This window comes from Mycobacterium sp. E136, assembly GCF_001666865.1.
Classification (GTDB): Bacteria; Actinomycetota; Actinomycetes; order Mycobacteriales; family Mycobacteriaceae; genus Mycobacterium.
The window spans coordinates 1-14292 of the sequence record NZ_LZJE01000115.1 but is presented as its reverse complement, the minus strand read 5'-3'; the positions used below and the strand labels follow the sequence as shown (position 1 = coordinate 14292).

16 protein-coding genes and 2 pseudogenes are annotated in these 14292 nt (G+C 67.1%); 7 read left to right on the top strand and 11 right to left on the bottom strand.

Annotated elements, in window-relative coordinates; translation table 11 throughout:
• Nucleotides 1-69 precede the first annotated feature (69 nt).
• From A5698_RS08200 to lmeA, 8 genes are all read right to left on the bottom strand, one after another.
• Complete coding sequence (locus A5698_RS08200) at nucleotides 70-387, bottom strand: hypothetical protein (RefSeq protein WP_068295419.1); 318 nt, start codon at nucleotides 385-387, stop codon at nucleotides 70-72.
• On the bottom strand, nucleotides 387-1016 hold the full coding sequence (locus A5698_RS08195; RefSeq protein ID WP_067080821.1) for a heme-binding beta-barrel domain-containing protein: 630 nt from the start codon (nucleotides 1014-1016) through the stop codon (nucleotides 387-389). The genes A5698_RS08200 and A5698_RS08195 overlap by 1 nt, the downstream gene beginning before the upstream one ends.
• A 226-nt stretch (nucleotides 1017-1242) precedes the next feature.
• Nucleotides 1243-1545 carry a DUF1416 domain-containing protein gene (locus A5698_RS08190; RefSeq protein WP_059098314.1) on the bottom strand — a complete coding sequence of 101 codons (303 nt, stop codon included), beginning with the start codon at nucleotides 1543-1545 and terminating at the stop codon, nucleotides 1243-1245.
• Nucleotide 1546: 1 nt separating this feature from the next.
• Nucleotides 1547-2380 (bottom strand): sulfurtransferase, encoded by an 834-nt coding sequence (locus A5698_RS08185; RefSeq protein ID WP_068295417.1) that lies wholly within the window; start codon nucleotides 2378-2380, stop codon nucleotides 1547-1549.
• A gap of 36 nt (nucleotides 2381-2416) precedes the next feature.
• A complete protein-coding gene (locus tag A5698_RS08180) occupies nucleotides 2417-2893 on the bottom strand; it encodes a DUF4395 domain-containing protein (RefSeq protein ID WP_068295415.1) in 477 nt (158 codons plus the stop codon).
• Nucleotides 2894-3008: 115 nt separating this feature from the next.
• Nucleotides 3009-3098, bottom strand: a complete 90-nt coding sequence (locus A5698_RS29830; RefSeq protein ID WP_353651812.1) for an Ms5788A family Cys-rich leader peptide — start codon at nucleotides 3096-3098, stop codon at nucleotides 3009-3011.
• Between the two features lie 29 nt (nucleotides 3099-3127).
• Nucleotides 3128-3550 (bottom strand): thioredoxin family protein, encoded by a 423-nt coding sequence (locus A5698_RS08175; RefSeq protein ID WP_068295412.1) that lies wholly within the window; start codon nucleotides 3548-3550, stop codon nucleotides 3128-3130.
• Entirely contained in the window at nucleotides 3547-4344 is a 798-nt protein-coding gene (gene lmeA / locus A5698_RS08170; protein ID WP_068295425.1) for a mannan chain length control protein LmeA, read from the bottom strand. Before lmeA ends, A5698_RS08175 begins: the two co-directional genes overlap by 4 nt.
• A 178-nt stretch (nucleotides 4345-4522) precedes the next feature.
• Between lmeA and A5698_RS08165 the strand changes: the two genes are divergently transcribed.
• The 6 genes from A5698_RS08165 to pstB all read left to right on the top strand — a co-directional run bounded on the left by A5698_RS08165 (nucleotide 4523) and on the right by pstB (nucleotide 10220).
• The gene (locus A5698_RS08165) at nucleotides 4523-5305 is read left to right on the top strand and encodes a winged helix-turn-helix transcriptional regulator (RefSeq protein WP_067081003.1); all 783 of its coding nucleotides are present in this window, start codon (nucleotides 4523-4525) and stop codon (nucleotides 5303-5305) included.
• Nucleotides 5302-6195, top strand: coding sequence for a mycothiol synthase (gene mshD / locus A5698_RS08160; protein WP_068295409.1), 894 nt, complete (start codon nucleotides 5302-5304; stop codon nucleotides 6193-6195). The genes A5698_RS08165 and mshD overlap by 4 nt, the downstream gene beginning before the upstream one ends.
• 114 nt (nucleotides 6196-6309) lie before the next feature.
• A complete protein-coding gene (gene pstS / locus A5698_RS08155; RefSeq protein WP_068295407.1) occupies nucleotides 6310-7431 on the top strand; it encodes a phosphate ABC transporter substrate-binding protein PstS in 1122 nt (373 codons plus the stop codon).
• Nucleotides 7432-7479: 48 nt separating this feature from the next.
• Complete coding sequence (pstC, locus tag A5698_RS08150) at nucleotides 7480-8523, top strand: phosphate ABC transporter permease subunit PstC (protein WP_068295404.1); 1044 nt, start codon at nucleotides 7480-7482, stop codon at nucleotides 8521-8523.
• The gene (gene pstA, locus A5698_RS08145; protein ID WP_068295401.1) at nucleotides 8520-9434 is read left to right on the top strand and encodes a phosphate ABC transporter permease PstA; all 915 of its coding nucleotides are present in this window, start codon (nucleotides 8520-8522) and stop codon (nucleotides 9432-9434) included. The genes pstC and pstA overlap by 4 nt, the downstream gene beginning before the upstream one ends.
• A 9-nt stretch (nucleotides 9435-9443) precedes the next feature.
• Entirely contained in the window at nucleotides 9444-10220 is a 777-nt protein-coding gene (gene pstB, locus A5698_RS08140) for a phosphate ABC transporter ATP-binding protein PstB (RefSeq protein WP_067080844.1), read from the top strand.
• A 77-nt stretch (nucleotides 10221-10297) separates the two neighbouring features.
• On the opposite strand, the gene phoU is transcribed toward pstB, so the two are convergent.
• The 3 genes and pseudogenes from phoU to A5698_RS08125 all read right to left on the bottom strand — a co-directional run.
• The gene (gene phoU / locus A5698_RS08135) at nucleotides 10298-10966 is read right to left on the bottom strand and encodes a phosphate signaling complex protein PhoU (RefSeq protein WP_067080847.1); all 669 of its coding nucleotides are present in this window, start codon (nucleotides 10964-10966) and stop codon (nucleotides 10298-10300) included.
• Nucleotides 10967-11060: 94 nt separating this feature from the next.
• Entirely contained in the window at nucleotides 11061-13235 is a 2175-nt protein-coding gene (locus A5698_RS08130; RefSeq protein ID WP_068295398.1) for an LCP family protein, read from the bottom strand.
• Nucleotides 13236-13433: 198 nt separating this feature from the next.
• Nucleotides 13434-14225, bottom strand: a pseudogene (locus A5698_RS08125) (tRNA-dihydrouridine synthase); the annotation flags it as partial.
• Between A5698_RS08125 and A5698_RS29360 the strand changes: the two are divergent.
• Nucleotides 14217-14292 (top strand): annotated as a pseudogene (locus A5698_RS29360) (tRNA-dihydrouridine synthase); the annotation flags it as partial. The pseudogenes A5698_RS08125 and A5698_RS29360 overlap by 9 nt on opposite strands.

Here is a 14292-nt window from a genome sequence, read left to right as displayed (position 1 = left end):
GACGAAGACACAGCCTGGACACACCGACAACCCGCCGCAGCGGCTTGACAACTTACGCACCTGGGATGTCTAGCCGGCGGGTCCCGGCGCGAACGTGGCGCACGCCTGCATGGCCTCGTTCCAGACGCCGGGATCGACGCCGGCGGGCGGTCCGGCAGGACCAGGCGCGGCGGGGACGCCGTGGTCGGTCAGGCACTGCGCCAGCGACCCGTGGCCAGACGGCGTCTCCGAAGCGGTGGGCTGGGCGGGGGCCTCTGAGGTGGTGGAGGTGGTGGTCTGCGCCGGCGTTCCCGACGTCGTGGTCGGCTCCTCGGTAGGCGGTTCGGACGAACAACCGGCCAGGGTCGCGGCCGCGGCGAGTCCCGCGGCGAACAGGATCGCGCGCATCAGCCGACGAACCTCGACAATCGGGCGGACAAGTGGGGGACCAGGCCGCCGTCGGCGTCGACACGTTCCTCGACGTAGGCCAAATCGCCACCCTCGACGATGCCGTACAGCCGTTTGGCGCCGCCGACCAGCATCCCGGACTTGCTGCGCGCCAACGCGTCGGTGACCAGCTCCCACGACGACTGGGTGAGGGGACGGCCGTAGAACAGCTCGATGTATCCCGCGGAATGGGCCAGCAGCAACTCGATGGCCTGCGACTCAGACGGATCTGCGGGGTCGTTGACGAAGCGCCAGTAACCCGACTCGCGCAGTGACGGCTGTTCGTAGTCTCCCGACTCGGTCAGCCGCCAGGAGCGGGCTTCCCAGATCAGGTAGTCCCCGCCGTCGTGCGAAACGACAATCTGCTGGCCGAACCGGTAATCTCCGTCGGTTCCGCGGCCCTCGCCCTCACCGCGCCACACGCCGACCAGCGGCAGCAGGGCGAGCAGCGCGTCGTTGAGGTTCACACCCTCGCGGAGATTGGCGGTATCGGCGGGCGCGGGCAGATCGCCGAATACCGGAATATTGCGCGCCGCGGTCGATTTTGCGCGTTCAGCCGCGGCCGCTACAGCGTCGTCGCCGGATGTCACGACTCGTCGGTGATCAGCCGGTACAGCGCGTACAACGCGAACCAAGTGATCACCACGACGGCTGCCACCAGCAGGATCTCGTAGAACAACACCACGGCCACGAGTCTAGTCGGCCGCGGAAGGCCGAGCGCACCAGCCTCTGCATGGCCTCATGCGCCGAACGTGAGCTTGTGAGCGAGATCCGCGGGGATCGTCGATCACAAGCTCACGTTCGAGCCAGAGGATCTCAGGCGACCTTGACGTCGACCTCGTGGATACCGGCACCGGACGGTGCGACGACGGCGTCGCCGTTGCCGACCTTCGACAGCGCGCGCAGCGTCCACGTGCCCGGCGCCGCGAAGAACCGGAAGTCGCCGGTGGCCGACGCGACCACCTCTGCGGTGAACTCGTCGGAGCTGTCCAGCAGGCGCACGAACGCGCCGCCGACGGCCTGGCCCGACCCGTCAACGACGCGGCCGGTGATCACCGTCTCCTTCTCGAGGTCGACGCTGGCAGGCAACGTCAGGCCTTGTTTGGGGGCAGAGCACATATCAACTTCCCAACTCGATCGGGGCACCCACGAGGGAGCCGTATTCCGTCCAACTGCCGTCGTAGTTCTTGACGTTCTTGTGTCCGAGCAGCTCCTGCAGCACGAACCAGGTGTGCGACGAGCGTTCACCGATGCGGCAGTACGCGATGGTCTCCTTCTCGCCGTCGAGACCGGCCTCGGCGTACAACTTCGCCAGGTCCTCGTCGGACTTGAAGGTCCCGTCGTCGTTGGCCGCCTTGCTCCAGGGAACGTTGATGGCGCCGGGGATATGCCCAGGCCGCTGGCTCTGCTCCTGGGGCAGGTGGGCCGGCGCGAGGATCTTCCCGGAGAACTCGTCGGGGGAGCGCACGTCGACGAGGTTCTTGTTGTTGATCGCCTCGATCACCTCGTCGCGGAAGGCACGGATGCTGTTGTCGGGCGCCTTGGCGGTGTAGCTGGTCGCGGGCCGCTTGACCACGTCGGTCGACAGCGGGCGCCCGTCGAGCTCCCACTTCTTGCGGCCGCCGTCGAGCAGCTTGACGTCCTGATGCCCGTACAGCTTGAAGTACCAGTAGGCGTATGCGGCGAACCAGTTGTTGTTGCCGCCGTAGAGGACCACGGTGTCGTCGTTGCTGATGCCGCGTTCACTCAGCAGCTTCGAAAACTGTTGCTGGTCAACGAAATCGCGACGGACCGGATCCTGCAGGTCAGTCTTCCAGTCGATCTTCACGGCGCCCTCGATGTGGCCGCCGTCGTAGGCGCTGGTGTCCTCGTCAACCTCGACGAACACGATGTTCGGCGCGTTGAGATTGCTCTCGGCCCAGTCAGCCGTGACCAGGACGTCGGAGCGTGCCATAGATGAAAGTCCTTTCGTTGCTTCGGTTTTGAAGTTTTATGCGGGTGAGGATGCGCGTGCGTCCTTGCGGAAGCGCGCGACGAGCGGATAGAGCTGGCAGCCCAGGCAGATGCCGAAGGCCGCATTCAGAAAGGCCGCCACCAGCGCGAACGCGGTGGCGATCAGTCCAAGAAGGGACAGGCCGGTGGCGAAGCCGACCACGCCGAGCACCGCGAACACGAGGCCGACGAGCTGGGCGAACTGCAGGGGCGCCACCGGTTCCTTCTCGGTGACGGGCCCCAGGCGCGGGGCGATGAGTCGGGCGAAGATCAGGCCGTAGGGGTGGGAGCGCGGACCGCGCCAGGCTCCGACGGCGAAGACGACGGCCTGCACGCCCAGCACGACCGCCGCGGCGACCGGGCTCACCGGCCACACCAGCAGCGTCGCCACCAGCACGGCGGTCGTCAGCCACGCGGCGAACCGTGGGCCGCGCACATCTACCTGGTCGGCGGTCTTGCTCTGGGATGTCGACATATTTGTCGTTGACATTCATGTGCTCCTGTTGCGGTCATCGGGTCGGGCTGGGCTGAGAAAGGAAGGACCACAGGGGGTCGTTCCCGAGTGCGGCGCACAGAGAAGGCGCGGCTACTCAGCAGCTACAACAACAACAGCAACCCGCGACGCGGCACAGATCGACTGCGCGGCGCTTGGTGAGCATCGGCTCGAGGCGGGCGGACACGCCGGACAGCTTACCAATCGACACGGTGATCAAGCCAACAGCGGTTCCAGCGCCGAGCGCAGGTCAGCGGCCTTGGGAACGCCGTGGGTCCGGTAGCGGGGCCGACCGTCGCGGTCGAACACGATGGTGGTGGGAAGCGACAGCACCGAAAGCCGCCGCGCGGCTTGTGGGTTGGCGTCCATGTCGATCTCGACGTGCGCCACCGCGGGCAATTCCGCGCAGACCTCGTCGACGACCCTGCGAACCGCGCCGCACGGCCCGCACCACTCGGCGGAGAAGTGCAGGACGGTCGGTCCGGTCGACGACAGGCCGAGATCGCTCGTGTCGACATTGGCCGCGTCCTCGCTCGCCTTGAGCAGGCCTGATCGGAGGGCGAGCAGCCGCCCGATCACGTACGCCACCCCCAGCGCCGCGACGAGCACGGTGATCGCCAACACCCAGGAAGAGCTCATGACAGGTGGAACTCATCCAGCGCGACGGATACTCCCTCGGCGATGCCCTCGATGATGATGTCGGAGCCGCGCGCACCCTGCGCCGTCGGCGCCAGCCCGAACGGCAGCTTCTGACCGGGCACGATTCCGGTGAAGGCGGCCAGCACCGCGTCCCTCTTGTCCTCGGGAACCTCCTGGTCGGCGGTCCCCGGCCCGGTCAGCACGCCGGTGGCCTTCATCACCAGCGTCGTCTGGTCCGGTCCGGCCATCTCGAGGTCCACCGCGATGCTCACCCTGTCGTGGAAGTCGGCCTTGGCGGGTGTCCCGGTGAACACCACACCCGTATTACCCGAGATACCCGATTCCGTCGTGCCGCCCGTCGCGTCGTTGCTCTCCCGTGTCGGGGCCTCCACCAGCAGGTCGGGGATGTCCATGAACCGGCCCAGATGCGTCGAATCGACGATGATGCGGCTCTCGGCCTTGCCGACACGCAGCGCGGCGTCGGGTTCGACCAGCCAAGAATCGCCGGGCAGGTCGATGTCGTGCAGCGTCGCTTCCAGCGAGGCCTTGCCGACCACTCGGTTGTCGACGCCGTTGGCCCTGATCTCCACCTCGTCGTAGCGGCTGTCGGTGGCCTGGGTGATGAACGGGAACCCGAGGATCGCCACCGAGGGTTCGTTCTGCAGGTCAGCGGCGGTGCGCACGCTCCTCGCCAGCCGGTATTCGGCGTAGATCGCCGCGCCGAAGTCGGCCCCGACGGCGCAGACGGCCACCGCGAGCACTGTCGCCAACACCCCGATCAGCAGCTTGCGCACCCGCACATTCTGGCCCACGGCGGGGCCGTCGTACCGTTCGGCGCAGCTCTGAGGCGGGTTGCGGGTTATCGTTAGAAAACCATCGGCCCGGTAACGGGCGTATGTCGAGCATGAATCTGGGAAGTCACCGACCGACAAAGATGTCCAGGCGTGGTCCCTATGGCTGTTGGAGGGCCAGTTGGATCTACTGCTATTGACAGTCGACCCACACCCTGAGTCTGTGCTGCCATCGTTGTCGCTGCTCGCTCACACCGTGCGGACCGCGCCGACCGAGGTCTCGTCCCTTCTGGAGGCCGGTAGCGCGGACGTCGCGATCGTCGACGCACGAACCGACCTGGCCGCGGCCCGCGGGCTGTGCAGGCTGCTGGGCACCACCGGAACCTCGGTGCCCGTGGTGGCCGTCGTCAACGAGGGCGGCCTGGTGGCCGTGAACGTCGAGTGGGGCCTCGACGAGATCCTGCTGCCCAGCACCGGGCCCGCCGAGATCGATGCGCGGCTGCGGCTGCTCGTCGGGCGCCGCGGTGGGGTGGCCAACCAGGAGAACGTCGGCAAGATCAGCCTCGGCGAACTGGTGATCGACGAGGGCACCTACACCGCGCGGCTTCGTGGCCGACCGCTGGACCTGACGTACAAGGAATTCGAGCTGCTCAAGTACCTCGCTCAGCACGCGGGCCGGGTGTTCACCCGCGCCCAGCTGCTCCAGGAGGTCTGGGGCTACGACTTCTTCGGCGGCACCCGCACCGTCGATGTGCACGTGCGACGGCTGCGCGCCAAGCTCGGCCCGGAGTACGAATCGCTGATCGGCACCGTGCGCAACGTCGGCTACAAGGCGGTCCGCCCGGCGCGCGGCCGGCCATCCGCCACGGACGCGGCGGCGGTGCCCGACGACATCGACAGCGCGGACTACGAGGCGCCGGACGGTATCGCCGAAGCGCTGGCCGACCCGCTGCGAAGTCCGTGACGGAACTATCCTGGCGCACCGGACTGTCCGGCGACGAACAGCGTCGCATCCGTGAACTGATCGAAGCCGCCACGGCGGCTGACGGCGTCGCCCCGGTGGGCGAGCAGGTGCTGCGGGAGCTGGCCCACGACCGCACCCGCCATTTGGTGGCCGATGAGGACGGGAACATCGTCGGCTATCTGAACCTCGCCGCGGACGAGGAGTCCGCGATGGCGGAGGCGGTGGTGCACCCGGGGTCCCGGCGACGCGGGATCGGTGCGGCGCTGGTGCGCGAGGGCCTCGCCCAGGGCGGCGACGACGCCAGGGTGTGGGCGCACGGCAACCTGGAGGCGGCGCGCGCCACCGCGGCCTCGCTCGGGCTGACCGTCGTGCGTGAACTGCTCCAGATGCGACGTCCCCTCACCGATCTGCCGCCGACGCCGGCGCCCGATGGTATCCGCGTCACGACCTATTCCGGTCCCGCCCACGACGCCGAGCTGCTGCGCGTCAACAACGCGGCCTTCGCCTGGCACCCCGAACAGGGTGGGTGGACCGACTCCGACATCGCCGAACGTCGGGGCGAGGCGTGGTTCGACCCCGACGGGCTGTTCCTCGCGGTCGACGAACACACCGGTGAACTGCTCGGATTCCACTGGACGAAGATCCACGGCCCCGATCTGGGCGAGGTCTACGTCGTGGGCGTCGATCCCGCGGCGCAGGGCCGTGGGCTGGGCGGCCTGCTGACCTTGACCGGCCTGCACCACCTCGCCGAGCGGCTGGCGTCGAGCTCGGCGGCCGTCGTGATGCTGTACGTGGAGGCCGACAACGCCGCAGCGGTGAAGACGTACCGCAAGCTCGGTTTCGAGGTCGCCTCCGTCGACGCCGCCTACGCGCGGAGTGCCCAGAGCTGACTGGGAAACCGCGGTGAACCAACTGAACGTGTTCACCGGTCGTTCACCTGTCATCCGCGATCCGTTGACCGGCGCCGCATACCTTGCCTGGAGTTCAGGCGCTCCGATGCGAAAGTGGGATCAGTGAACCTCAACCTCGGCAAGTCGACGTTTCTGACCACGTTGTCGGTGGGCGCGATCGCGGTGCTGACGCTGTCCGGGTGCGGAAGCGACAACAACGTCGCCGTGCCGTCCGGCGACGGCGCGGCGTCCGCGGACTGTGGCGGTAAGAACTCCGTCACCGCCGAGGGTTCGACCGCCCAGCAGAACGCGATCGGCGAGTTCAACAAGGTCTGGGGCCAGCGCTGCGCGGGCAAGAACCTGTCGTACAACCCCACCGGTTCGGGTGCGGGCCGCGAGCAGTTCATCGCCGGTCAGGTCGATTTCGCCGGATCCGACTCCGCGCTTTCGGGTCAACAGATTCAACAGGCCGCACAGCGGTGCGACGGCAATCCGGCCTGGAACCTGCCGCTGGTCTTCGGCCCGGTCGCTTTGGCCTACAACCTCGAGGGCGTCGACGCGCTGGTGCTCAACGCCGACCTGCTCGCCAAGATCTACCAGGGGCAGATCACCAGATGGAACGACCCCGCGATCGCGGCGCTCAACACGGGTACCCAGCTTCCCGATCTGGCCATCACGCCGATCTATCGCTCGGACTCCTCGGGCACCACCGACAACTTTCAGAAATACCTCGCCGCCGCGGCGCCTCAGAGTTGGACCAAGGACGCCGGCAGCGAATTCCAGGGCGGCGCGGGTGAAGGCGCGCAGAAGTCCGCAGGAGTCATCCAGGCCGTCCAGGCCACCGACGGTGCGATCGGCTACGTGGAGAAGGGCTTCGCCGATCAGGCCGGAATCCCGTTCGCCCAAATCGACAGCGGCGCAGGCGCGGTCGAGTTGACCGACGAGTCGGCCAAAAAGGCCATCGACGTCGCCGAATTCGCCGCTGCGGGCAACGACTTGGCTCTGAACCTGGATTCGTTGTACGGAACGACGGAACCCGGTGCGTATCCGTTGGTGCTCGCCACCTACGAAATCGTCTGCTCCAAGGGCTATGACCCCCAAACCTCCGCAGCCGTCAAATCGTTTCTCACCATTGCCGCGAACGACGGCCAGCAGAACCTTTCGCCGGCGGGTTACGTGCCGCTCCCGGACCGCTTCAAGGAACGACTCCTGACCTCCATCCAGGCGATTGCCTAGTTTCGTGGCGCGCCGGCGCGGATACGGTGAGGATGGGTCCTGGGACCGATGACCGATAGGCGCGAAGTGACAATCCCCAATCCGTCCGACGCGGGATCGGGTGAAGCGCTCGCTTCCCCCTTTCCCGAGCCGACGCCGATCTCCACCAACCCGTCGAGGAACGCCAAAGAGCGTGTCGGCGACCGCATCTTCCGCGGGTTGGCGCAGGGTTCGGGAGCCTTCATCGTCGCCCTGATCGCGGCGATCGGGGCGTTCCTGCTGTGGCGCGCGATTCCGGCGCTGGCGCGCAACCAGGAGAACTTCTTCCTCTACGGCGGCACGTGGAAAACCACCGATACGTCGGCGATGCATTTCGGCATCCTCGACCTGCTGCAGGTGACCGTGTTCGTGTCAATCTTCGCGCTCATCCTGGCGATGCCTGTGGCGCTTGGCATCGCGATCTTTCTGACGCAATATGCGCCGCGACGGGTGGCCGGACCGCTGGCCTACATGGTGGACCTGCTGGCCGCCGTCCCGTCGATCATCTACGGCGTGTGGGGCCTGTACGTCCTCGCCCCGGTATTGAAGCCGATTGCGTTGTGGCTGAACGAAAATCTCGGCTGGCTTTTCCTGTTCAAGACGGGGACGGCCTCGGTGTCGGGTGGCGGCACGATCTTCACCGCGGGAATCGTGCTTGCCGTCATGATCCTGCCGATCATCACCGCCGTCACCCGCGAGGTTTTCGTACAGACACCGCGAGGCCAGGTCGAGGCGGCACTCGCACTGGGCGCCACCCGCTGGGAGGTGGTGCGCACAACCGTGCTGCCGTTCGGCATGTCCGGCTACATCAGCGGCGCCATGCTCGGCCTCGGCCGCGCGCTGGGTGAGACGATCGCGCTGCTGATCATCCTGCGGGGAACGCAGCAGGCGTTCGGATGGTCGCTGTTCGACGGCGGTTATACGTTCGCCAGCCTGATCGCCGCTACGGCAAGCGAATTCAACGACCAGTACAAGGCGGGCGCCTACATCGCGGCCGGCCTGGTGCTGTTCGTGCTGACGTTCGTGGTGAACTCGTTGGCGCGTGCCGCGGTGGCCGGGAAGGCGCAGAAATGACGTCGACGCTGGACCGCCCCGTCAAGGCGACCACCTTCCAAGGGGTGAGCCTCCGGCGCAAGGTGGCCGACAAACTCGCGACGGTTCTGGTCACGCTCAGCGTCCTCGTTGCGCTGGTGCCGTTGTTGTGGGTGCTGTACTCGGTGGTCGCCAAGGGATTTCAGGCCCTGACTTCGCCGCAGTGGTTCTGGCACTCACAAGCGGGTATGACGGCCTTTGTGGCCGGCGGCGGTGCGTACCACGCGATCGTGGGAACCCTGCTGCAGGGCCTGGTGTGTGCGGCGATCTCGATACCGATCGGGGTGTTCGTCGGGATCTACCTCGTCGAGTACGGCGGCGGAACGCGTTTCGGCAAGATCACGACGTTCATGGTCGACATTCTGACCGGCGTACCGTCGATCGTCGCGGCGCTGTTCATCTACGCCCTGTGGGTGGCGACGTTCGGCTTCCCACGGTCGGGCTTCGCGGTGTCGCTAGCCCTGGTGCTGCTGATGATCCCGGTCATCGTGCGCGCCACCGAGGAGATGCTGCGCATCGTCCCGATGGATCTGCGGGAGGCCAGCTATGCGCTCGGCGTGCCAAAGTGGAAAACCATTGTCCGCATTGTGATCCCGACGGCGTTGTCCGGCATCGTCACCGGGATCATGCTGGCGTTGGCCCGGGTCATGGGCGAGACTGCGCCGCTGCTGGTCCTGGTCGGCTACTCGCAGGCGATGAACTTCGACATGTTCGACGGCTTCATGGGTTCGCTGCCGGGCATGATGTACGACCAGACCTCGGCGGGTGCGGGCGCGAATCCCGTTCCCACCGACCGGCTGTGGGGCGCCGCACTGACCCTGATCCTGCTGATCGCCGTGCTCAACGTCGGGGCGCGGTTCCTCGCGAAGATCTTCGCCCCCAAGAAGGTTTAGGAGCTTTCGATGGCCAAGCGCTTGGATCTCAAGGACGTCAACATCTTCTACGGGGCGTTCCACGCCGTTGCCGATGTATCGCTGGCGGTTCCGCCCCGCAACGTGACCGCCTTCATCGGTCCGTCAGGCTGCGGGAAGTCCACGGTGCTGCGGACGCTCAACCGCATGCACGAGGTCATTCCGGGCGCGCGGGTCGAGGGTTCGGTGTTGCTCGACGGTGAAGACATCTACGGTGCGGGGGTGGACCCCGTCGGCGTGCGCAAGACCATCGGGATGGTCTTCCAGCGTCCGAATCCGTTCCCCACCATGTCGATTCGCGACAATGTGGTCGCCGGCCTCAAGCTGCAGGGTGTGCGCAACAAGAAGACGCTCGACGAGGTGGCCGAACGTTCGCTGCGCGGCGCCAACCTGTGGAAAGAGGTCAAGGACCGGCTGGACAAACCCGGCGGCGGCCTCTCCGGCGGTCAGCAGCAGCGCCTCTGCATCGCCCGCGCGATCGCGGTACAACCCGACGTGCTGCTGATGGACGAGCCGTGCTCCGCGCTCGACCCGATCTCCACGCTGGCCATCGAGGATCTGATCGCAACCCTGAAGCAGGACTTCACGATCGTCATCGTCACCCACAACATGCAGCAGGCCGCGCGGGTCAGCGATCAGACCGCGTTCTTCAACCTCGAGGCGACGGGGAAACCCGGTCGGCTCATCGAGATCGACGACACCGAGAAGATCTTCTCCAACCCGTCTCAGAAGGCCACGGAGGACTACATCTCCGGCCGATTCGGCTGAGGCTTCCACTCGCGGGCAGACGCGAAACTGCCCCTTTTCGCGGAAAAAGAGGCAGTTACGCATCTGCTCGCGCTGGGTCAGCGCGGGGCGGGGATGTCCTCCTCGGCGGGATGCTTACCGGTGACCTGGAAGATCACCCGGCGAGCGACCTCGACCGCATGGTCGGCGAAGCGTTCGTAGAACCGGCCGAGCAGGGTCACGTCGACCGCGGCGGCCACGCCGTGCTTCCACTCGCGGTCCATCAGAACGGTGAACAGGTGCCGATGCAGGTCGTCCATCGCGTCGTCTTCTTCGCCGATCCTGGCGGCCTGCTCGGGATCACGGGTCACCAGCACCTCTTGCGCGCTGTTACCGAGCTCCACTGCGAGACGGCCCATTTCGGCAAAGTATCCGTTCACCTCTTCGGGCAGCGCGTGCTGCGGATGGCGGCGTCGCGCGATCTTGGCGACGTGCAGCGCAAGCGCGCCCATCCTGTCGACGTCGGCGACGATCTGGATCGAACCGACAATCGCCCGGAGGTCGCCCGCCACCGGCGCCTGCAGTGCGAGCAGGACGAACGCCGCCTCCTCGGCCCTGGCGCTCATCGCGGCGATCTGTTCGTGGTCGGTGATGACCTGTTCGGCCAACACCAGATCGGCCTGCAGCAGGGCCTGGGTCGCTCGCTCCATCGCCGCGCCGGCCAGCCCGCACATCTCGCCGAGCTGGTTGGTCAAGGCCTCCAGCTGCTCGTGGTACGCAGTACGCATACATCCACCCTACGGGCATCGTCACCGAAACGGCATGAAGCGAGCGGTGAACGAAAGGTGAACCTCACCTGCCCAAACGCTGTGCTCGGCGCCTTTACTCGCAGGTGACGTCGGCGGCGTTGGTGACCGACAGATCCTCCGGGAGTTCGGTCGGCGTGCTCTTGGTGCCGCGCACGACGTGCACCTGGACCGGCGATCCGCTCGGCTCGGGAGGCGTCACGTTGTGGAAGTCGCTACCCAAGACGACGCGGACGGTGTCGCCCATGCCCGAGATGCGCTCGATCTTGGCGTTGGCGAAGGAGGAGGCCACCGTCGCGGCCGCCTCTTCATTGCCGGGCGAGAAGAACACCGTCGTCGAATCCAGCGGGCCCGGGTAATCGTCGGGCGACGTGACGTTGAAGCCGTGGGTCTGCAGTTCGCTGGCCGCGGTCGCGGCGAGACCGTCCTCACCGGTGGAGTTCGAGACCTGGACCGTGATGTCGGCGGGGTCGGTGGTGATCGCATCCACGAGCTCACCCGCGGGTGCCGAATCGTGGGCCGGCGCGGCCGACTCGGGCTCGGCGTTGGTCGACGACTCCGGTGTGCCGGGCACGGGGGTGTTGTCGGCGTTCTTCTCCTCGGGCAACGGATCGTCGTTGATGATCGCGTCGAAGATCGCCCGGGTGTCGTCCTCGCGGAGGTGCTCGTTGCCGTACTCGTCCATGTAGCCGGTCGTCGGCACCGTCAGGAACGTGATCCGGCCCGCGGCGATGCCCTGGACCGACTGACCCAACGTCACCAGGTCCTTGGTGTCCATGTTGTCGACGTAGCTGTCGTTGATGAACATGTTGACCACGTTGTTGAGCTTCGACAGCGAGAAGAAGACCTCCTTGGAGATCATCGACCGCAGCAGCGACGACAAGAACAGCTGCTGGCGCTTGATGCGGCCGTAGTCGCCGTTGGTCTCGGTGGTCACCTGACGGGCGCGCACATACTGAAGTGCGGTGTGCCCGTTGACGATCTGGCGGCCCGCCTCGGGCAGCACCGTGCCGAGTTCGTAATCCTCCAGCGGTGTGGTGCTGCACACCTCGACGCCGCCGAGGGCATCGACCATTTTCGAGAAACCGGCGAAATCGACTGCCATGAACCGGTTTATCGACAGCCCGGACATCTTCTGGATGACCTTGACCAGGCACTTGGGGCCGCCGACCGCGTAGGCAGAGTTCAGCTTGTATTCGGTGTAGACCTCGTCGGCGCCGTACATCGGCGAATCGGGATCGGTGATCGGGCCGTAGTTGCCGGTCTGCGGGTCCCACGGTTCGCACTTCATCGGCTCGATGGCGAGGTCACGTGGAAACGACACGGCGACAACGCGTTCGCGGTTCGCGGGGATGTTGACCAGCATCACGGTGTCCGACCGCGCGCCCGCGGCGTCGTCGGTGGTCCCCGCGCCCATGTCGCTGTTCTCGCCGATGCGGCTGTCGACGCCGACGATCAGGAAGTTCTCGTCACCGAACTGAGCGTTGGGGTCGAGGATGTCGCGGGAATCGGGGTCCAGCGCCGAGATCCGGTTCAGCATGTTGTTCTTGGCCGACTGCCACTGCCAGGCCCCGCCGGTCAGTGCGAGCGCCAACACGGCGATCAACGCCGCGACCGCGCGCCCGGCGATCAGCGTTCTGCGCCGGCGGCGCCGTGAGGGGGCAGCCTTGCGCACGGCCGTCGAGTGTGCGGCGGGCACCCGGTTCGGCCTGCGAATGAGCGCGAGGTCGGGCAGCTCGGCATCGGCGTGCGCGACCGGCAGCACCTCGGTGTCGAAGTCGTTGGCCGCGCTGTCGGCGGCGATCTCCGGCTCGTCCGCGAACTCTGGTTCGTCGAACGCCGCGTCGTCAGGAACCGCCGGCTCGTCGGAGAACGGTGGTTCGTCTGGCACCGGTGGTTCGTCTGGCACCGCCGCGATGATCTCCGTGGGCGGCGCGGGCGGCTCCGGCGGCGGGATCGGTTCTGCGGGCTCGGGCTCGCGGCGGCGCCGTCGGCGCGGCTGCGGGGGCACCGCGGTGTCGCCGTGCAGTTTGGCGATCAGGTCGGCGACGGTGACGCCGTCGGTGTGGTTACCGGTGGGCTCGGCCTCGGCCGGCTCCGACGGCTCGGGTTCGGCGGATCGGCGAGGGAACTCCGCACGCTCCCAAGGCGCCGCTCCCGGCGCACGGCGCTGACTGCGGGTCAGCCAGCGGTTGTCGTCCCCACCTGCGGGGTCGGGAGGGCCAGGAGTGGCGTTATCGCCGTCACTCATGTTCCTACCGGCCTCCGACTCTCAACACGTGCAGCTCAGGGGCGAACACGGCGCCGCGCGCCATTGCTACGGCACCTCGGTGACTCCGCGACGGGAGCGCATTGCAGACGAGACTCATATCGTACTGAGACATCCTGAGAGATGTGATGTCAGAGTCGTCTCAGGACGGAGACGACTGGGAGACGGCTGATAGACGGCCTAACCTCCGGAGTGCATGACCTCGGCACCCGCCGGCACCGTGCAGTCGTCCGGGTCGGCCAACCAGCCCTCCGGCAGCGCGACCGACGCCGCCGAGCCCTGGCGGCCACGCGGACCCGTTGCGGCCACAGGAAACGACACATCGGCGTCGAGCCTGCCGAGCAGCTCCTCGAGCTCGGTGAGGGACTTGACCAGCGCCAACGACCGCCGCAGGTCGGCGCCGGCGGGGAATCCGTGCAGATACCAGGCCACGTGCTTGCGGATGTCGCGCATGCCCTTGTCCTCGCCGAAATGCGCGGCCAGCAGCTCACCGTGGCGCAGGATGATCGACGCCACCTCGCCGAGCGTGGGCGGCTCCGGCGCGGGGCTCCCGGTGAACGCCGCCGACAGTTCGGCGAACAACCAAGGTCGGCCGAGACAGCCGCGGCCGATGACCACGCCGTCGCACCCGGTGGCCGACATCATCGCCAACGCATCGGAGGCTTCGAAGATGTCGCCGTTGCCCAGCACGGGCACGTCCGTCACATGCTCCTTGAGCGCAGCGATCTGCTCCCAGTCGGCCGTGCCGGAGTACCGCTGGGCCGCGGTCCGGGCGTGCAGGGCAACCGCTGCGGCGCCTTCCTCGGCGGCGATCCGGCCGGCGTCGAGGTGGGTGCGGTGCTCGTCGTCGATGCCGATGCGGAACTTCACCGTCACGGGGATGTCCGTGCCTTCGGTGGCCCGCACCGCCGCGGCGACGATTTGGCCGAACAATCGGCGCTTGTACGGCAGGGCAGCGCCCCCGCCGCGGCGAAGATGATCGTCGACGAGGGGCTCGCCGACCACATCGACATGAACTTCGGCTGCCCGGTGCCGAAGG